Source organism: Legionella parisiensis (genome assembly GCF_001467945.1).
In the GTDB taxonomy this organism is placed as follows: Bacteria; Pseudomonadota; Gammaproteobacteria; order Legionellales; family Legionellaceae; genus Legionella; species Legionella parisiensis.
In genome coordinates, this window is sequence record NZ_LNYQ01000006.1 from 218,982 (window position 1) to 238,827 (window position 19,846).

The window sequence follows — 19,846 nt, forward strand, 5'->3', positions numbered from 1 at the left end:
GTATTTTTAAGAGAAGTTAAGTTTTGTACGCAAATTGCGCAAAACGAGTGTTTTTTAATAGTATCCGTTCGTTTATCGGCATTCACCACAGGCTGCTCTTGCTCAACTCGCTCTATTCGAGTAGATTGAAGTGTTTTGCAATTGATAATGTATAGCGGTAAGTTCCCGGATTCAAGGTTGTTATTAGTAATAAAAGAGTAAATTTTACTCACTGTTCGATTCATTCATTGTAAAAAATCTTGGAGGAATAAAAAGCAATGGAAGGTGTATTCATTTGTTTAATACTTCTTTTTCTCATGGTGATTTCAGGAGTAATTACACGATTTGTTTCTTTCCTGCCGACTCCATTAATCCAAATTACTCTAGGGGCAATGATAGCAGTATTATTTCCCGGTTTTGATGTAGGGTTTAATCCTGAAGTTTTTATGTTGTTGTTTATTCCTCCTTTATTATTTAATGACAGTTGGCATTTTCCTAAACGGGAGTTTTTACTCTACACTCGACCAATTATTATGTTATCCATTGGCTTAGTATTTTTTACTGTAGCGGGAATTGGTTATTTAGTTCATTGGTTAATTCCCCTTATTCCTTTACCAGCTGCTTTTGCATTAGCGGCAGCACTCTCTCCAACAGATGCTGTGTCACTCCGATCAATGACTGCTGGAACTCGAATACCTGAACGAATTATGCATATTTTACAAGGAGAAGCACTTTTAAACGATGCTTCAGGTTTGGTTTCGTTTAAATTAGCCGTTGCTGCTATGTTAACTGGAGTGTTTTCACTCAAAGAAGCCGTAGGTAGTTTGTTATTTATTAGTGCCGGGGGAATTGCTGTTGGTGTTATCCTGACCTATATTTTTATTTCACTTTTAGGAAAGTTAAGCAAGCATAGCGCTCACGAAACTACCACTGAAAATTTATTATTGCTGCTTTTACCTTTTACTGTATATCTTGCTGCAGAAAAATTAGGTTTCTCAGGAGTTCTGGCTGCCGTTGCTGCGGGCTTCACTATTGACAGAGCTGGATTTTTAGACCGAACAATGGCTAAAATGCGTATTGAAGGTCATTTTGTTTGGGGAGTCCTCGATCTTACTTTAAACGGAATTATCTTTATTCTTTTAGGATTATACTTGCCTCATTCAATTAAATTCTTTGCAACAACAGGCTATAGCTTATCCGAGTATGCACTGATTGTCGTATTTATCACGCTAACCCTGATTTTACTTCGTACAGCATGGATTTATTTAACGTTGCCTTTTGAGGCATTAATTTCAAGACGAAATCGAAGTTCCTGGCGCTTCCCTAACATAAAAATAATCAGTACTTTTTCACTCGGAGGGGTACGCGGGGCAATTGCTTTGGCTGCGATTTTATCGTTACCTCATATGATCAATGGAGAGCCTTTTCCAGCACGAAAGCTTTTAATTATTCTGGTGATTGGTGTTGTTCTTTGTTCGTTATTAATTAGCAGTCTGCTTTTACCTTTAATTACGCCAGGTTTGAAAAACTTAATACATAGACACACTCAAGAGGAAGAAAATGAAGCAGTGCTGGCATTATCCAAGGCGGCAGTTGAGGCAATTAAGACAAAAATGAAGAGTTTATGTGACGATGTAAATGAGCGAGATAGGGCTTTGTGTATCGAAGTTGCAGATAAATTAATGACTTCGTTTAATCAATTTATTGTCTCGAATCATGGTACTGAAAGTGAAAAAATGGAGAGCTTGTTAGCCTTAACCTTCGAACGACAATTACGATATGCTGCTTTAGAAGGAGCTCATCAGGAATTGCGCACATTAAGAAAAGAAAGAAAAATTAATAATACGACAATGATGAAAATTATTTCTAGATTGGATTTGCGGCAAATTGCTTTATATTCGGAACATCAAACAATTTCTAGTTTAGGAAAAACAATACAAGGCGCAAAAAATATTATTGGTGCAAGTTGAATAAACGAATAGAGAGGGGGGCTCCCAATGCTTTTTTGTAGTTTCTGCTACACTCTATTTATATAAGAGTAGAAGAATAGCAAATTTAGTCTATATTAATTGAGCGTCAGATCTTTTTCGGATTGTGTTCGTGAGGTTAATAGTTGTATCTATTTTTTGCAGACAGACTCTAAGTCAGTTTCATTTGAAGTGCAGGGTATCGTATGGCTAAGAAATTAAAAACAATAGTTAAAACAGGCACCACAACAACCACTAAAGAAGAAAGTCTTCACTCAGATCATCATCCCCAACTATTCGGTAAAACATTAATCTGGAATATAGATAAAGATAATGCCAATGATGATTTGGAAATGAAAGCTTTTGCCATCGCCCAAAAAATTAACAAAGGAGAGGTTACGAGTGGCATGTTGCAGGAAGTGCCTCATGATTCCCAAGAAAAATTAATCGCTAATATCCAGAAGTATTTAGATCCCAAGCAAAAATTGAGCATGAGGTACAATCAAAATGGTACTCATCTTTTTGGAAATCTCACGTTCAGTTGTAATCCAGTTACACCTACCCCTAATCAAGGATTAGAAAAAGATGTCAAAAAGCTACAACAAAAATATGAAGATTCAGGTGCATCTAAGGGACAGGTTTTAATCACATTAGTCGAAGATGAGAATGGCAAAAAAAGGCTTTTGGTCAATGTGCATGCAGAAAGCCCTCCAAAACCTGGAGCTCCTCTAAGAACGCGTCATCCTCCAACTCCTCGAGTTGATCTTAATCAAGTGATGAAAGATATGGAGCAGTTCAGAAAAAATCATAGGGATATCGATGTGGTTGTGGGTGGCGATATGAATAAAGGACGTAAGAGTTTGCCTAAGGAAATGCCCAACTATAAATCGAATCCCAATTTTAGATATCAACACAGTGAACCGAATACGGCATTTAAACAAGACGGGGCAGGTGTTGCTGTGGACGCTGTTTTCTCTACGGAACAAGGAGTTGATTTAAAAACACAAAAGGATATGAATTTTTTTAATAGAGATTTTGAGGAAGCATTTGATAAAAGCAAAAAAGAAAAAGAGAAATTAGCACAACCAGAAAAAATGAAGCCGATAGATGATTTGCAAAAAAAACTTAAACGCAGTCCTGCTTTTACCAGCGCAACGGTGCATACGGGTCATTATCAGCAAGAAATTAAGCCAGATACCCAACAGGATTTTCCTGTAAAATTAGTTTTTCAAGATGCACGCCAAGCGCGGCAATTTACCAATCTCGTTTCGCTAAGGGATAAGGAAAAGTTATTTCAAAATGAACATGAAGTTTATCTAACTCAGGGAGCAGTTGCTAAGATATTAACCCTTGATATTAATCAACCCAAACTTGCATTTACTCATGTAATGCAGGGGCATCAAGATGAAAAACCTTCGAAACAAAGAACAGAAGAATTACAACAAAAATGTGTGGAACAAATAAAAGCAGTAAAAGGGGTACAAATTTCTGCAGCACCTACTGTTAAATATGAAAATACGAAAATACGTCAAGACACTCGTGGGGAAATAGACTATTCCATACAACTGACCTTTGCGAGTAAGGAGGAAGCTCGCGCGTTTAGTGATGCGATGGGTTATAAAAATAAAACTTTATTATTTCAAGACGGTAATAAAGTGTATATTGCAAAAGATGCTGAAGCTGACTTTCTTAAAAAGATGTGTAAACCGGAAAATAGCGCAAGTTTCAAAACACATTTAGCAACGCTCAAATCATCATCACCACCATTATCACAACCTAAGGAATTGGTAGAAGATGTTGAGATGAGTGCACCTAAAAGTGCCAAGGGACCGCTATCTTAATGTTTTTTTTCTGCGAGAGGCTAATGTGCCTCAATAAGTTTGTTCAAGGATTTGACCATATAAACCAATTGCAGCATGAGCTTGTTCCATGATCGAGGAAATACATATAAATTTTAAGTAGATATAATGCTTATAATTTTTCACCTCAAAGCAGTTGATTTAATTGAAAGTAAACAAAAAGTTAGTGTTGGTTTTTTAAAGAGTTTGAGGATTGCCTTGATTAGTTTTCAGAGTTTCTTGTGCAGCAGAACAAGATTAAAGTAGATGCTAAGCAAGTCGAGAACTTTTTTGATTTGAAGAAGAGACTTACTGGCATAAAACTGGATTACACAGACTATCAGGAGGTTGAGCAGGCAATTAAATCTTTTTCTATTTCGTAGCAAAACTAAACAAATTGCATTGGGTTCGGAGCATAAAAATCAAGAAAAGCTCTAATCTTGGGTAGCTCAGATCCATGAGGTTGATAAAAAGTAAAAATTTCATATCGCTTAAATTCGATTTCCGGAAGAACTTGTATTAGTGTTTTTTCCTTCAGTGCATTTTCAACCAGTCTATCACCCGTTAAAAAAAGACCTATTCCGTTTTTACATGCCTGGTTTAGTGCATTAAAGTCATCCATAAAAAGTATTGGTTTGGGACAGGATAGGTACGTACCATTGTTTAATGGGAGTTCTGTAGCAGGTTTTCTTAAACTATGTGAAATAAAAGGAAATGACATCAGATCAGAAGCATGAACAGGCATCCCATATTGTTCAATTAAGCCTGGCGCTGCACAAAGAATATTGGTAACAGGACGCATCTTTCTATATTTTAATTGATCAGTAATAGGTGGAATCTCAGGAAAGCCAACCATCACATCGATGTCTTTTCGTGCCAAATCATTATCTTGCTCAGAGAATAAAAACTCACACTCAATTAAGGGATATTGCTCAGTAAAATCAGAAAGTCTATCTAAAATTAACTCACTTGCAAGAATGGTCGAAACCAAAATAGTTATTTGACCCTGAGGAACTGTGTGTCGGGATTCAACAAATCGTTCAATGAGTTGGGTTTCTTGAAGTAATCTCTGACATTTTTCCAAAAGTAGGATACCAAATAAAGTCAGCTGCACTTTGCGTGTGTCTCGAATAAAGAGTTTTTCACCCAATTGATATTCCAGATTTTTAATTTGCTTGCTTACAGCAGTTGCCGTGATACTCAAATCCTCTGCGGCGCGATTGTAATTGAGGTGCTCTGCAACTTTTATGAAACATCTTATTTGGGCAAGATTGAACATAGTAAAACATTGGTTATTAAATATATGCTTAATTATAAACTAAAAGTTTATAATGGTAGAAATAATATTGATTAATACTGGAACAATAAAGCTGTAGAATATAAATTAATCAAGCAATAGAGGTATATTATGAAATATAAATATCATCACGTGGGAATACCGGTAACTGAACCCCGTTCTGGCGAGCGTTACAGTCCTGTTATGGATATGTATACTTCGGGAGGGGAATTCCCAGGACGAATTCAATATCATCGATTTGGTCCTAATTGCCCTTTGCATAAGCTGATTCAAACTAAACCACATGTAGCTTTTAAGGTGGATAATATTGATAATGCGATAAAGGGGAAACATGTTCTACTAGAACCTTATTTCCCATTAAAAAATTTTAGAGTGGCAATGATAGAAGAAAATGGGGTCATAATTGAGTTCATTGAAACAAGTTTATCTGAAGATGAAATATGGGATGATTCAAAGCACCAGGATTCAATGTTGTATCCTAAAGAATAACCTGGTCTCGCTGTTTGCAGCCAGGAACTATTTGAGCTCAGTTACCGGTCATCATAGCGGGTATTGTGCAGATCATATATAATTTATAATGTGAGGACGACCTCACCCATTACGGTTGCATGCGGGACGGCCCGGTTTTTGAAAGGAGGCTGTATGGCCTGGGTTCTATTAGTTTTCGCTGGTCTATTTGAAGTCGTCTGGGCTTTTTCTATGAAACAATCTCTTGGTTTTACTAAGATTTTACCTAGCATCATTACGATTGTAACGATGATTGCTAGTTTTGTTCTCTTATCCATATCAATGAAAACTCTTTCATTAGGAACAGCGTACACGATTTGGACCGGTATCGGGGCCGTCGGGGCTTTCCTGGTCGGTCTCATCATTTTGGGAGATCCAGTAAATCCCATGCGAATTATTGCGGCAATGTTGATTGTATGTGGTCTTGTAATGATGAAGCTGTCTTCATAAACAGGAGTCAGTATCACTTGAAAAACCAATTAACAGGAAATCTGTTAATTGGTTTGGGAATGTAAATTAAATCAAGCATACATCGTGTGCCGGATTTCTTCGAATCGAGCCTGATCTTGTTCTTGCATTTTTTCAGCTGCTTGCAACTCTTCTTGCTCTTGTTCTTGCTGGGTTTTTAGTTTCAAGAGTTCAATCATATTCTGCGTTTTTAATTCTTGCAAAATAGCAGCCAATAAAATGTCAGTTGTAGTTTGTAAACTGATTTCTTGAGGGTGTTGTGTTTTTTGTGCTCCTTGCATTTCTAATGAGGGAGTAATTTTTTTTTGATTAAAAAAACGCTGTGATCTCGAATTAGAATCAGGTTGTTTTGATCTATTTCCATTTTTTAGACGAGCATTTTCTTTTTTAGCCATGGTGATCTCCTTTTCCTTGTGAGTCCCCTTCAGATTAATATGAATATTGGTTTAAATGCAAATGTTTTTTTCAATGTTGGTAAATTTTGCTTCTTTATTTCCAATAGTGCTCATATTGGTGTTATATGACCTATTTGCTTCAATTTTAACAATAAATATCCAGGATAATGAACTGAAAATAATACGTAAAGTTAATGCTCTGCGTAATAATAATCCTATTTGTGTGAAATATAATAGAAATTTACAAATAGATGAACAACTAAATGGCAGAATCTATTAAATTTGTTGTAAACGGAGAAAGTGCAGGGACAATTGAAGTGATTATTGATAATACTTCATCAGAACTCACTGCAACTTTCATCTATAAGCCAAATCCAGAAACACCTATCCCGAAAGAAATGTTATTAGGCTATCGTGATTCTTCTGGGAAAGGTCATATGATTTTGATGACAGAGGATAGTGGTCAATGGATCGCAAAAAGGTGTATCGAGCCAAATGAAAGCAGCGATTTTTTCATGCATCCTGATGTGAAACCGGGAGAATTGCATCAAAAGCCCAATATTATCAATAAAATTGCCTTATCAGATGGAAAAATTGTCATCTCTGTGTATGAAAATCCTGAGTTGAACAAGAAAAATAAAGGAAGCATGCAAAATCGTGTGCTTAATGCAGAAGGTATTTTAAGTGAGCCAGTAGACAAAAGTTATCAATCAGGCTCTGGAGAGCAGTTAGTTGAAGTTTATTTTCCGGCGGGTTATGGGGCAGCCCCTAAAGAGTATGGTATGCAAGTAATGCTGGATGGTGATATGCACTTACACCAAGATGCTTTTGGAAATAGAATGGGCACAATGGACATTTTAGATAATTTAATTGCTGAAGGCAAAATGGAGCCCATTATTGCTGTATTTGTATCACCTACACAACCCACCATGGAAATGGGGAAATGGGTATCGATGCCACGACTTAAAGAATATGGCTGTGATCTGCAAACAGATGCGATGCTTACTAAAATTCCAGAAGCCTTAAGGCAAGCGGGTATCTCAGTCACACGTGATCTCCAAAAAATAGGTTTGTGTGGCCAAAGCATGGGGGGGCTTCAAGCACTGTATACCGCTAAAATGCATCCTGATATTTATGGACTAGTGATTGCTCAATCGCCTGCTGTTTGGTGGGGACCATCCTCTCTACGATTAAGTGGTGAAGAGTCGACTGTTCCGGTTCGATATGAGGATGATCAAACTTGGCGTGCCCCTCTGGCAAATAAGGAAGAACAGCGCTACTTGTTGCATATGATACAGACTGGTTATGATGCACTTTCCAACCGGGAAGTACCGAAAGGAGAACCCCATATTTATCTCCAGGCAGGGATCTTGGAAACAGGTGACTGTGGACTAGGTGATGAACCCTTAACCCAAGCAACCCTGTCATTAGCTCAAGAGTTACATGTTGAATGCAGACTGCACAATGGGGGACACACTGCAGAGTCATGGGCGACCGGACTTGCTGTACAGCTGCCTCAAGCACATCCTAGGCTGACTGCTTTGAAGGAGAATCAGCTTGATTCAGTTCCGAAGACTGAAGCGGGCGCAATTGATTTAACTAAAGCCGAGCGCATTGCTGAAGGAGGGACTCATGTACTTTATCGATTTTCAGAAGCCCCTTTTGTAATTAAAGTAATGAAACAAAATCCAAACCCTAAAGATCTTGAAGAGTTAGAAAAAAAATATGCTGTTTTATACGAATGTTTTGACAAAGATGGAAAACAGCGATGCATTCGCGAGAATCATATTATTCTTCCGGTCCAGCTTCCGGGAAAAGATCCTCAAAACGCAGCTTTATCAATCGTTCCATATGAAAAATGTTTCAAATCTAAAGTAAAATTTGATTTTAAAATAGAACCTGCCGAACTGGATCCTTACTTAATGGAGCACAATAAAGAGTTGTTTGGTAAGGCACATAAAGCGCTCATACATAAAAATGACTCTGAATCCAGTTTCGATCTCAATGATTATCCGTTCATTGATGAGCGAATTGGGGCAATTTTGCAACGCTTAGATAGTGATCCTACGCTCAGAGATGTAATGATTGAGTTCCTAACCCATTATCGTGATTTTTATCAAAAGACTGGGATTATTATGGATGCTATGGGGTTTGAAAATATCCTTTTTTTTAAAGATGAATATGATGATTGGCAATTTAAAGTAGGAAGTGTGATTAAACATGATACTGGAAAATACACGAATGAATTGTTTGATGCATTACGCCATGAACGGAAAGTTGATTTAGATAGTTTTGTTAACTTTACCCACGCTTATTTTTCACCGGCGAACATTAGGGCGGTTAATGTATGTGCCATGAAACTTAACCTGGATCCTGTGATTTATGATGTGATTATTGATGCACACGATTTATTTAAAATATCCTTGGCATTATCGATACCAGAACGGATGCTTGCTTATGCGCGGCATGGTGATTTTGAAAAAATGAAGCAAATTCTCCATGAATATAAAGGCGAGCTATGCTTTAGTCATAAAGATTTCTGGGCATATTCTTTAATCGCTGATGAATACATCAAACATGCGCAGACCCCTGAAGCCCTGCAAACTTATCTTTATATTGTGAGCCAATTACCGGTGATTTTTCCTGAAAACAAAGAGGATGCACAACGGGTACAGGATGCAAAAAAAGCACTTATTGAGCGAAACAACGTACATAGTAAAAAAATAGCTCTCCATGAAGAGCTCACAAAGTCCGTTCCGGATTTTAAATTTAGGAATAGGGTATCCATGCCACCTAGAGAAAAGACTAACAACACTGAATCAGTGACACACAATTATAAAAAACAACTGCAGCAGACAAAAACTGACGACCTTCATGATACTCAGCGTTTCATTCTTGAGCAGTAACAGTAATAAGGTCTACTGATTATAATAAGAATGCAGTATAGGTACGTAGACCTTCTAAAAATCGCTCAGCATTGTATTAATTTTATAAAAATATCCAATATAATGCTGTTTTGAAAAAAATTGCTGGAGAGCTAGGGATGGCTAGTGCAAGTGGTACAAAGGTACAATCAAATGAGCAGGATCTAAAATTAAATTATAAAGAAAAGTTTAATATTGATGTTGCCAGTGGGTTAATTGCAGGCGTATCCAACTCAGGGCTTTTTAATCCTTGGGATCGCGCTTTGTATTTATCGGTGAAATATAACCGTCCTTTTCTATCAGTACAAAATTTTAAATCTCCATATCAGGGGTTTTCTCAAGCATTAGTGCAACGTGCGTTTCTTGGAAGTATTTACTATATTGCTCAAGGAGAGCTCAAATCGTACCTTTTTCCTTATCTGCATCATGATTTAGGTTTGAGCCAAGCTGTTGCCCAATGGTATGTAGGTATGGCTGCAGGAAGTATTGGAGGTGCATTGACCAATAGTATTTCTGCTATTAAATATCATACATGGGGACAAGAAAGCGCATCTTTTCGCTCAAGCGCTCGTGATATGAGGACTCTTGGAGGTATTAGACCTTTTCTAAAGGGAACTTCGGCAACAATGACACGCGATATGATCTTTGGAAGTACTTATGAAATGTTACGTAGTTTGATGAAAACAACGAGCAAAAGTTCAGGAAATAAAGCTTCTGGAGCGAATCAGTCGTATGCTGAGTTTCTCTATAATGCAAGCGCAGCTGCAGTGGCCACCCTTGCATCAAGTCCATTTAATTACGTTCGCAACATGCAATATGCAACGCCTCCAAATCTCAAGCCGCCATCTGCAGGTAAGGTATTTATTAAAGTGTGGTATGAATCAGAAACACCACAACAATCCTTCTTAAGTCGATTGAGTTTTTTTCAGCAACGATTCAGAATTGGATGGGGTACAGCACGAGTTGCAGTCGGAATGGCTGTTGGTCAAAAATTATTTGATTCTACTCAAGCACACCTGAGTAATTTATTTTCAGATACCTCAGAGAACCGTTTGAAAAAATAATTAACTAAGAAAGCGTAGTTTGGGAGTAACTAGACAAATCAAAATTATTCCCTTGTGTTTTTAGCATGTTACTTAAAAATATAGGAGAGTTTTTAAATGAACCAATATACAGGGGAGTGTTTGTGTGGCGCATGCCGCTACGTGATTACAGGGCACGCGCCTGCAGCAATGTATTTGTGTCATTGCAGTCGATGTAGAAAAGAAACTGGTTCAATTCATGGAGCTAATGTTTTTTTTAATGATGCACAATTATCTTGGGAAAGAGGTGAAAAAAATATCGGCTATTTCAAACTAAAAAATACAAGAAAGGAACGTATGTTTTGCACGACGTGTGGAAGCCCCCTTCCTAGACAAAATGGAAAAGGTAATGTGATTTTACCAGCAGGGACTCTGGATAATAATACGTATCTAGAGCCAACCGCTCATATTTTTTATGCAAGTCGAGCATCCTGGGAAGATAAACTGGCGTACTTGCAACACTTTGATGAGTTGCCAAAATGAGACTGAAGCGGGTTAAAAATTTTTTAAACTTAATGTGTTAAATTCAAGAGTTTTAGTGATAGGACTCACAACATGATCTAATATTTGCGGTATTCACACCCTATTTATATTTTAATTCAACTCGGGGATAGTTTTTTTGAGCGCATGCACTTCATAATATTCAAAATGATTAATATATGATCTATAATATCAGGTTTAGAGCATTTGAGAGAAAGGGATATATGTCTGGTCCAGATATTGTGGTTACTAAAAAAAGTGAATTTTTCATCACCATTGTTAAAAATGGGATTCATAGTTTGGTTATGCTGGGGGTTATGGTAGATGGTAAACCTGAACTTTTAGCGAAGGTAGGTAAAGGCAATATTATCGACAAAGACTTTGGAAGCTCCCTTACTCTATTTGGAAAAATTTTGGGAAGCCATTCTGATGCTTCATTAGCGGATGAAAGCCGAGATACAAGAGATTCAAACATTAGCTATCAAGCGTACTCGATTACTTATAAGCACTATTTAGAATTTTTAGCGATTACTAGAGATATTCACCAAGATCAGCGTGAATTCTATAAAAAAAGAAAAGTTCCAAATGTTCCAGTTAAAAAATTAACCTTTCCAGAAAGAGGTGTATTTAATCTTAGAGAGGGCATCAAGTGTTATATTCCAGTGGAAAAGTCCTCAGGACAAATAACATTGAGACATCAAAAAGTGGATACTTTTGCCAAGGCATGCACTTTTAACAATGAACACATTCGCCAAGGTATAATTGACAGGTCAAGAGAAATTAGTGCCTCTAACACGTGTCGTACTACAGCATATGATATTCTTAATTACACCTTACAATATCCTCCCCGCGTTCCTGCTTTATTTGTTATGGGACTTGATTACAAAACAAAACTTGTAAAAGGGCAATTACCTCAAAAAGGATTTTACATCCTTCCACCACCACCCAATTGTTTTAAGGTAAATCCTACTCAAATGAAAGTACTTAACGAACTGCATAAAAAACTTGAAGATCTACCTAAAAATCACCCCAATTTAAAAGCTACAAGAAAAAAATTTACCAGATTAAAACACTTCTACCAAGAAATGGCAGGGGAATCTGAATTATCATTGGAACAGCTTTTAAATAAAATAACGACTCACAGAATCGCCAATGATAGATTATTTAACACGCGTAGAGGCCAAAGTATTTTTAGCAGTTTGATTGAGGCCCTTGGGTTTAAAACAGGCACTCAACAAGCATATGACCGAATGGCCAAAGCTGTAACTGATGAAATCGAAAAGGCAAAGAAAGGCGAAAGAAAAATAGAAGAAGGTTCGTTGGTACCATCCATGTGAAGTGGTTATAGAGTCTACTAATTGCAACTGTTTGCAAGTCAAAAGGAAGTCGCTGTTGATGGATCGATCAAAATCCAGCTGCGTGGGCTTTCTATTTTTGAACTATGATAGAACTGATATGCAAACGGCTTATCTCATTTGCACGAGTTCATAATAGTAAGGGGATATAGGTTTTCCACTTCCTTGGCTACGTGACCATAGCTTCTCTGGCGGCTGTAGCACTGCTATTCTGTTGCTGATGTAAGGTAAATTAAAATCCTTGGGATCTGTAGCAATTAAAATTAAAGTCCTGCCAGATGGCATTGTTGCATTGGACCAATATTGATACATTAAACTATTCATGCCAAAAATGTGTCTCCCAATAACGGGATAAGTGGTTTGGATTTTTCCGTGTTCCAATAGTTTTTTTTGATAAAATGCAAGCTCACTTCCTATATTGTATGCATCCAATGGAACAAGAATGGCTTCAGTATTTCTAGCAGCACTCACATTTTTAGCTAAATCATGGAACTGTTCGGTAAAGTTTTCCCAGGAAATCATTTTTTGAAAGAACATTTTTGATGCTTTTTCAGAGATTCCGAAAGCTATCATGATGATCAAGAAAACATAACAAGGCAATAAAACAAATGAGCTTAAATGCCATTCCTTGTAGAATTTGTTTTTAGAGATCAGTAATGCAAGCCAAGGAATAATAGAAATTAGCCCTGGGCCTATCCAATCCAATCGAATTGAATGATTAAGACTATATATTCCAAAAAAACCCAAAGGAAACAGTGTAAATATTTGCAGAAAGCGTTGGGTTTTTACTTCAATGTTGATCGATTTTTTATTCCATAAGAGACAAAGGCCCATAACTCCAGAAGGCAATAAAAACAGAAAAAGCAAGCCGATAAAATGATGCAGGGAAAAACGATGGGCTGGCTTAAATCGACGCACGCTTTGAAATACAAATGAAGCCCATTCATGCATGAAATTCCAATAAATTACTGGAGTAAAACAGAGTAAGGCAATCAATACACAAAGATAAGGTTCTTTTTTAATAAACCAATATCGTGCTGAAGGTACGGTGAGTAAATAAAGAAGTACAGCAGGACCGAGTAATACAATTGTGTATTTGGACAACATTCCAAAGCCAAGCCACAAGCCTGCTTTGTACCAGGATTGAGATTCATCGAAAATAAATATGCGATAAAAATAATAGAGTGCTGCTGACCAACAAAGTAGAACCGGTTGATCAGGTGTTATCAGGGTAGACTGGATAAAATAAAATGGCATGAGTGATAGTAATAATACCGCATACAGCCCGGCGCCTCGATGAATTAATTCAGTTAGTTTGAAACTGAAAAAAGCAGCCCCTCCCCAACAAAGCAGTGCAGGCAAGCGTACGGCAAACTCATTCGTTCCAAAAATCAATGTAGAAATCTTTATAAGCATAGCGACCATAGGGGGATGGTCCAGATAACCAAAATCGAGATGTTGCGAATAATTCCAGTAATAGGTTTCTTCAACAAATAAATTGTGTGAACTCAGGCATAAAAAGCGTATTGCTACGGAAACAAAAATAATCGAAAAAGTAAATAATATGCTGATATTTTGGCTTACTCCATTATGAGTAAGGGCAATATTTTCAGATTTAAGTATAGAAGTCATTATCCATGTACAGAAAAACTTAAACAGAGCACATTTTATCCTTTTTAAGGGTACTAAGCAAAATAATAATCCTCTCAATTATTTGATTTTATTGAGATGATAAAATTAGGAGGAAATGAGTAGTTAAAGTACTTAAGTAAATTGGTTTTAGGTCTAAAGAGCAACCTACACAAAAACCGCAAATAGGCTGGGTTATTTTGGCCCAGCGCATATATATATTTTGACGCATTTTTAGCTTGCATTAAAAATTTTTATAGCAAGAGTATCTTTAGGATAGTTAGTTTTCTTTAACATGTCTGGCATGCTTGAAAAGAAATTACAGGTCCAATTGCTATCTTGATAAGAGGCAGTATTACGCCCTGATGTTGTGCCTGCATCACGTTCAAGGAATCCTTTTTCGGAATCTGAATCGACAATATTGACCATGGCATGGATTGGATTGGATGCATCCCTCTTAACCAGACAAACGCCTTGATTTAATCCTATGTCTTCAAAATCACAAGTAACAATCTTATATTTTATTTTGCTGTTCAGTGCTTGCACAAGTACTTGAATGTCAGCAACTTGTGTACTTACCCTAATCTCAAAAACTGCTTTTTCCTTATTATAAGTAATGCCGACATTTTTTTTATTTAAGGTATTATCATATTGGTGTAAGAGCTTTAAAACTGCACTTTTTTCTTTTCGGACATTTAGTTTTTTAGTGCTACACGATAATGAAATGAGATACATCACGTTCTGTTTTGTTTGAGGTTCAGATTCTGATTTAAAATCTTTAACGTCTTTCTGCATCGCGACGACATGTTCTGTTGAAGCCAAACAAGAAACAGGTAAGGTAGGCGCTTTAGAAACTCTTGAAATGAGGAAATGCTCTTTATCTATCTTGCGTTTCTTTACCATAGATGGATTTATTTGGACTTTTTTTCCACTGAACATATAAGCGGAATAACCTGATTCACGCGAGGTACGTGGGGGAGTTTCTGAGTGATGTTTCTTCATGAATTCATCGATTTTTCTTTGCTCATCCTGATCCTCTATGGGAACAATTTTTTTGCCAACTTCTTTATAATAGTGCTGTTCACGTTGGTTTAACTCAGGTTTTTTTCTTTTCAAGGTTATATAATCCAAATAATGCAATTAGAGTAATAATTGGACAATATTATAGTCAAATAAAATTAAGAAATTATTAAAAGAAGGTTTTTATTGTAATTTTGTTTGTTTTTTTTCAGCGGCAAGAAAATGTGAAGCTCTATTCAGGAATTCTGTAGGCACGCAGCCAAGATACAGAGTGGGTCACGCTTATAGGTAAACTGAAGCCTTAAACTTAAAGTGTTTATTTTGTATCCTTAAGACAAATAATCTATTAGTTTCTTATCGGAAAAAAGCGACGCATTATTATCTCCCAATTCACCCGCTCCTCTTGACTCTCGTTTCATGCCTCTGTGAGGTGCTCTTCTTAAGAATCAGAAAAACTCGCTAGGATCTAGGTATTCGTTTCATTATTATCTCCCCTAGGTGAAAAGGAAATTGTTTTACCCGATTCAGATGTTTTTTGGGGTTGAATTACTGGCGTATTTGTTGAGGGTTGGAACATTCGATAGGGATTGTTGTCACTAGGAATAGGTTCCTGTATTTTTACCGTTTCTTTTAACATTGAGACAAGGCCTTCAATATGTTTTTTAACCATTAGATAATCGTCTTCTTCTGCGGTTTGCATGAGTCCGCCCATTATGTCGACGAAATTGTCAATCTCAGAAGACACATTTACCCCATGTTTTCCAATACATTCATGCAAGAAAGTAAGTAAAGGCAGTATTTCTAGTTTTGCTTTTTCTTGAATGGCTGTTGATTTAAATAGTGGAGTCTCACTCTCCATTAAAAGGATTTTGTTTAAAATATTGATGGTAAATTGCGGGTCAGAGACTGCTTTGAGCATCGGTAATACGAGATTGATATGTTGTTTTTTTAACTCCAGTTCGATAAGTTGTTTCAGTTGCTCTTGATTTCCTGCCGAACCCTTGATAATTGCTTTTAACAATTGTCCTGTAGTCTTTTCATCTGGAGAGAAATCAAAAATCGTTTTATCGTCGCTCCTCACATAAGGGGGGTCGTATTTTAATAAAATTTTAAAAATATCCACTCGACGATTTTGTGCTGCAATCATTAAAGGAGGTATTCCAGCGCCATTTATTGTATTGAGTAAGTCTGGTTTTTCATAAAGCACAATCTTTATCGTTTCTTTTAAGAAAGGAGACTCCTCATCATTTGAACTTTTACAAAGAAGATGCAATGCATTGTTTCCCATCTTATCTACCAGACTAATGTCTGCTTTACACTGTAAGAATAGGTTTGCAAGTGAGGGATTACCAAATACGATGGCAAACATTAGGGGAGTCTGTCCTTTTGCATTTCTTAATTCAGCCATTTTTTTTACTTCAAGGATTGATTGTGCAGTATTATCTTCTGCCCGGGACATAAGCAGATAAGATAAGCAACTGTCACTAGAGACACAAGCCAAGTGTATTGCTGTATTCAAATCTTTGTCTTCAGCATAAATATCTGCGCCTTGATCAAGTAAATAAGATGCCACGGCTGGATCGGGTAAGCTTAGAGCTGAAAACAGAGGTGTTTGTTTTCTTTCGTCGAGAACCCGAGTTTCTAAGACGCTTGGGTCTTTTTCAACAAGTAATTTGACCAGCTCGATGTGTCCCTCTGCACAAGCATGATGAATCGCGCTGTAGCCTTGAGAATCTGGTTTTTTTATATCAACTTCATATTTATTTATGAATAGTTCTAAAAGCGGGAAGTATCCCTTCTTCACAACAAATGTAAGCCATTGAGGATCACTCTTTATAGATTTATTGAAATTAGGACAACAATCCAGTAAATATTCGGCAACATTCTTATGTCCGCTTTCAAGCGCCAAAAATAATCCTGTGCTATTTTGCTCTTCAATTGTTTCTATATATTCAGGGCCTAGTTTTTCTACAAATAATTGAACTATACCCAGATCCCCTGCAATGCAGGCATTTAAGAAGGAAATCTTAGCTTCTGGTAAAATTTCAGGATGCTTTTCGGCAAAAATCCGGGCAATATCAGCATTGCCACTTTTGCACGCCACTCTAAATAAGGAGAGTGGGTCATAGTCAATCTCATGTTCAGGAAGTTTGGGTTCAAGAAGTAATTTTACTAAATTTGTGTTGCCGCTGTTGATGGCTGCTAGTATTAAACGGGAGTCATTTTTAAAAATTTGGGGATTATGCTCCAGCAAAACTTCAACTCCCCTTAGACGACCTTTTACACAAGTCAGGTATAAGGTAACAAAATTTGCTTCACTGTTGCTATCTAATAAAAATTTTATCAATTGCTCATCTTCGTGTAATGAAATTGCATACATCAAAGCTGAAATTCTTTCATTATTTTCTATATTAACTATATCAGGATCTGCTTTTACTAATTGTTGAACTATGTTCGCGTGTCCTTCGATACATGCATGATGTAATGCGCTATTCCCTTTCTTGTCGGTTAAATCTGTTTTTGCACCGTTTTCTAATAAAATTTGGACAATCTCATTAAATCCATGCTTACACGCGAGCATGAGTGGTGTTAATCCTTGTTTATTCGCTGTATTAAGGTTAACTCCTTTTTCTATAAGCTTATTTATGAGCGCAACATTTCTTGATTTGACAGCAGAGAGAAGTAATGTCGTTGCAGAAGTTATATGGAGATTATTGTTTCTAATTTCTTTGTGTAACGCACCTATGGCAATAGATCCTTCTGAGCCAAATTGAAGTTTGTCTATTTCTTGCATTACCTCACTCGATGGATTTTTTAAGGGATTGAGTTGCCATTTATTTTCTTTTGATAAGCCATATATCATTATCGTATTGCCTTGCTTGATCAAAATTGGTTTATTTCCTTTTTCTATCGATAATCCACTCAATTGTTCTTCTTTCAGAGTTACTCCCTTATTTATTTCTATGAAGATCATGGGATAGGGTTTTTGTTTTTGATTTTGAAGATACTTTGCAAAAGTACCATTTAGGAGCCGATCATATGCGTGTATGTTCAGTTCACTTAATGCTTCTTCTTTTTTTAAGGCATCAAGTTTTACTATTTGAGCTAGGGCTAAGTCAGGTTTTTCACATAAAATAGCACATTCTAGGAGTTTTAATTCGCGAGCTGGTGATTTCAATTGACATAAATCATCCAATAAATAATCCAAAACCAAATTATTGTTGTTTGAAACGGAATTGATTAAACAACGTTCCACGGTAAGTGTTAACTGTACTTGACCCAATGCCGGCGCTAATTGCTGATATAATTGTTTAAAATCATTTAAGGGTTGTGAAGTAAATTCAACGATAATCGTATCGATATCTTTTTCACTTAAATTGGTTAATTCAAGTCCATACCCTTTAAGCTTTTCAACAAAATAATCATATACGTCTCTTTTTTTCCTTCTTATAGAGGGAGCGAAATTCTCCAGTATTAATTTAATAACGTCTTCATCCTCTACTTGGCCAGCTACAATTTTTTTTATGGCAATTAGATTATCTGTTTTTGTTGCAATTTCAGCCCATGTTTTACCATCAGCATCAATTCGACGCAGATCATTAAAACTAGTTGGATGAATACCAGAGTTTACTTGTATTGAATCAATTGCTTCTTTTACTTTAAGTGCATTATCTTTATTATTTACAGACACAGCAAAAGATAAGCCAATGTACTCCCCTTTATTATCTTTCTTAGCGAGAGATAAATAGGTGCCAGCTATTAATGCCGCCATTTCTTTGGCAGATGAAGGGTCATTATTAAATAATTTGAATTTACGATTCGGATCAAATACGACCCATTGGTTATTTACATAAGTAAGTTCGACTGCATGCCGGCATGCAGAGATACTAAATGAAATAGGTTGATATTCAGGCGCAATATTAGCAAAAGACTGAATTAGTTTTTCAAGTGATTCCTGATTATAAACACCACAGACATCTCCTGCCGAAAAAATATTTTTTTTTCGAAAATACTCTGGATTAACTTGATGGCCATTTTTTTTCTCAATTAAATCGATAATTTTTTTAAATGATGTATTTAATGTTTTGAGTGGCGTTTCATGTTGTTCGCTGGGATTGAAGACGCTATTTAGGTCTTCTGCAAGAAGAGTTCCTCTAATTTCACCACCTGTTGTATTTAGGAAAACATAGTCAAGTCCTTCTGGAGTAAACTTAGTGTAGAATTTGCCTTTTTCCAGTACTTGCTCTGCTAGTTCTTCAAGATGGTATTCATTATTCCACGAGTCTAAACCTAATAATGAAAGTGATTCTTCTACATCCTGAGTTTGAATCGCGAGCTCATTAGGAAACAATTGTGGGTAATACATTGGGTGTTGCAGGATCTCAACTGTTTCACAGAAGCTAGCTACCTCAAGTAATTGTTGTTCTGTTTCAGTGAGTTCTACCTGGGGATTTTTTGCAATCCTTGCCCTTAACGCATCAACCTCTTCTCTTTTGATGAGGTGACGATTTTCATTCATAAATATTAATATATTAAAGAATGAGTCGGCCTTGTTATTTTGACAATAGACCATAAACAAGGTGGCTAGACCATGACATACTCCATTTCGATTTCCTCGATAGCCCAGTCTTTTCATGCTATTGATGAACCATTTTTGTCCGCTAGGAAGACTTTCCATCTTGACTTGCATAAGATCACCTGGATTTGTACTTCATCTATAAGATTAATTATAGACCATTTGGTTTTGCTAAGATGGATGAAATTCAAGCAGTTTTTTCATCAATAGCGGCAAAAATCAGAAGAAAAGAGATTGGGGATGTGTTAGGAAATATAACAATAAAAAATAATAGATAATGAAAGCACTATGATTTGAAAGAGGTATCATAAGGCGGGGAAATTAAATTG

At 36.5% G+C, this 19,846-nt stretch carries 13 protein-coding genes; 8 read left to right on the top strand and 5 right to left on the bottom strand.

Annotated features, from left to right (window positions below; all coding sequences use genetic code 11):
• Positions 1-257 precede the first annotated feature (257 nt).
• Together Lpar_RS02175 and Lpar_RS02180 are read left to right on the top strand one after the other, a co-directional pair.
• Positions 258-1,949 carry a Na+/H+ antiporter gene (locus tag Lpar_RS02175; protein WP_058516357.1) on the top strand — a complete coding sequence of 564 codons (1,692 nt, stop codon included), beginning with the start codon at positions 258-260 and terminating at the stop codon, positions 1,947-1,949.
• 203 nt (positions 1,950-2,152) lie between these two features.
• Positions 2,153-3,787 (top strand): exonuclease/endonuclease/phosphatase family protein, encoded by a 1,635-nt coding sequence (locus Lpar_RS02180; RefSeq protein WP_058516358.1) that lies wholly within the window; start codon positions 2,153-2,155, stop codon positions 3,785-3,787.
• A 385-nt stretch (positions 3,788-4,172) separates the two neighbouring features.
• Here the strand turns inward: Lpar_RS02180 and Lpar_RS02185 are convergent, their stop codons facing one another.
• The gene (locus tag Lpar_RS02185) at positions 4,173-5,063 is read right to left on the bottom strand and encodes a LysR family transcriptional regulator (RefSeq protein WP_058516359.1); all 891 of its coding nucleotides are present in this window, start codon (positions 5,061-5,063) and stop codon (positions 4,173-4,175) included.
• A 129-nt stretch (positions 5,064-5,192) separates the two neighbouring features.
• Between Lpar_RS02185 and Lpar_RS02190 the strand changes: the two genes are divergently transcribed.
• Complete coding sequence (locus Lpar_RS02190; RefSeq protein WP_058516360.1) at positions 5,193-5,570, top strand: VOC family protein; 378 nt, start codon at positions 5,193-5,195, stop codon at positions 5,568-5,570.
• Positions 5,571-5,723: 153 nt separating this feature from the next.
• Complete coding sequence (locus tag Lpar_RS02195) at positions 5,724-6,038, top strand: DMT family transporter (RefSeq protein WP_058516361.1); 315 nt, start codon at positions 5,724-5,726, stop codon at positions 6,036-6,038.
• Positions 6,039-6,109: 71 nt separating this feature from the next.
• Here Lpar_RS02195 and Lpar_RS02200 read toward each other — a convergent pair whose 3' ends face one another.
• Positions 6,110-6,451, bottom strand: coding sequence for a hypothetical protein (locus Lpar_RS02200; RefSeq protein WP_058516362.1), 342 nt, complete (start codon positions 6,449-6,451; stop codon positions 6,110-6,112).
• Positions 6,452-6,714: 263 nt separating this feature from the next.
• On the opposite strand from Lpar_RS02200, the gene Lpar_RS02210 reads away from it, so the two are divergent.
• From Lpar_RS02210 to Lpar_RS02225, 4 genes are all read left to right on the top strand, one after another.
• Positions 6,715-9,357: an alpha/beta hydrolase gene (locus Lpar_RS02210; RefSeq protein ID WP_058516364.1), complete on the top strand. Its 2,643-nt coding sequence runs from the start codon at positions 6,715-6,717 to the stop codon at positions 9,355-9,357.
• A 137-nt stretch (positions 9,358-9,494) separates the two neighbouring features.
• Positions 9,495-10,439 (top strand): hypothetical protein, encoded by a 945-nt coding sequence (locus Lpar_RS02215; RefSeq protein ID WP_058516365.1) that lies wholly within the window; start codon positions 9,495-9,497, stop codon positions 10,437-10,439.
• A gap of 96 nt (positions 10,440-10,535) precedes the next feature.
• A complete protein-coding gene (locus Lpar_RS02220) occupies positions 10,536-10,940 on the top strand; it encodes a GFA family protein (protein ID WP_058516366.1) in 405 nt (134 codons plus the stop codon).
• Positions 10,941-11,116: 176 nt separating this feature from the next.
• Positions 11,117-12,274, top strand: coding sequence for a hypothetical protein (locus tag Lpar_RS02225; protein WP_237759328.1), 1,158 nt, complete (start codon positions 11,117-11,119; stop codon positions 12,272-12,274).
• Positions 12,275-12,403: 129 nt separating this feature from the next.
• On the opposite strand, the gene Lpar_RS02230 is transcribed toward Lpar_RS02225, so the two are convergent.
• The 3 genes from Lpar_RS02230 to Lpar_RS02240 form a co-directional block, all read right to left on the bottom strand.
• Positions 12,404-13,924 carry a glycosyltransferase family 39 protein gene (locus tag Lpar_RS02230; protein ID WP_058516368.1) on the bottom strand — a complete coding sequence of 507 codons (1,521 nt, stop codon included), beginning with the start codon at positions 13,922-13,924 and terminating at the stop codon, positions 12,404-12,406.
• A 231-nt stretch (positions 13,925-14,155) separates the two neighbouring features.
• Complete coding sequence (locus tag Lpar_RS02235) at positions 14,156-15,037, bottom strand: hypothetical protein (RefSeq protein WP_058516369.1); 882 nt, start codon at positions 15,035-15,037, stop codon at positions 14,156-14,158.
• 370 nt (positions 15,038-15,407) lie between these two features.
• Complete coding sequence (locus tag Lpar_RS02240; RefSeq protein ID WP_058516370.1) at positions 15,408-19,631, bottom strand: ankyrin repeat domain-containing protein; 4,224 nt, start codon at positions 19,629-19,631, stop codon at positions 15,408-15,410.
• Positions 19,632-19,846 lie beyond the last annotated feature (215 nt).

Excerpts from the sequence above, each read along its gene's own strand:
- Lpar_RS02175 (WP_058516357.1), top strand. The coding sequence starts at position 258 with ATGGAAGGTGTATTCATTTGTTTAATACTTCTTTTTCTCATGGTGATT.
- Lpar_RS02180 (WP_058516358.1), top strand. The coding sequence starts at position 2,153 with ATGGCTAAGAAATTAAAAACAATAGTTAAAACAGGCACCACAACAACC.
- Lpar_RS02185 (WP_058516359.1), bottom strand. The coding sequence starts at position 5,063 with ATGTTCAATCTTGCCCAAATAAGATGTTTCATAAAAGTTGCAGAGCAC.
- Lpar_RS02190 (WP_058516360.1), top strand. The coding sequence starts at position 5,193 with ATGAAATATAAATATCATCACGTGGGAATACCGGTAACTGAACCCCGT.
- Lpar_RS02195 (WP_058516361.1), top strand. The coding sequence starts at position 5,724 with ATGGCCTGGGTTCTATTAGTTTTCGCTGGTCTATTTGAAGTCGTCTGG.
- Lpar_RS02200 (WP_058516362.1), bottom strand. The coding sequence starts at position 6,451 with ATGGCTAAAAAAGAAAATGCTCGTCTAAAAAATGGAAATAGATCAAAA.
- Lpar_RS02210 (WP_058516364.1), top strand. The coding sequence starts at position 6,715 with ATGGCAGAATCTATTAAATTTGTTGTAAACGGAGAAAGTGCAGGGACA.
- Lpar_RS02215 (WP_058516365.1), top strand. The coding sequence starts at position 9,495 with ATGGCTAGTGCAAGTGGTACAAAGGTACAATCAAATGAGCAGGATCTA.
- Lpar_RS02220 (WP_058516366.1), top strand. The coding sequence starts at position 10,536 with ATGAACCAATATACAGGGGAGTGTTTGTGTGGCGCATGCCGCTACGTG.
- Lpar_RS02225 (WP_237759328.1), top strand. The coding sequence starts at position 11,117 with ATGATCTATAATATCAGGTTTAGAGCATTTGAGAGAAAGGGATATATG.
- Lpar_RS02230 (WP_058516368.1), bottom strand. The coding sequence starts at position 13,924 with ATGACTTCTATACTTAAATCTGAAAATATTGCCCTTACTCATAATGGA.
- Lpar_RS02240 (WP_058516370.1), bottom strand. The coding sequence starts at position 19,631 with ATGCAAGTCAAGATGGAAAGTCTTCCTAGCGGACAAAAATGGTTCATC.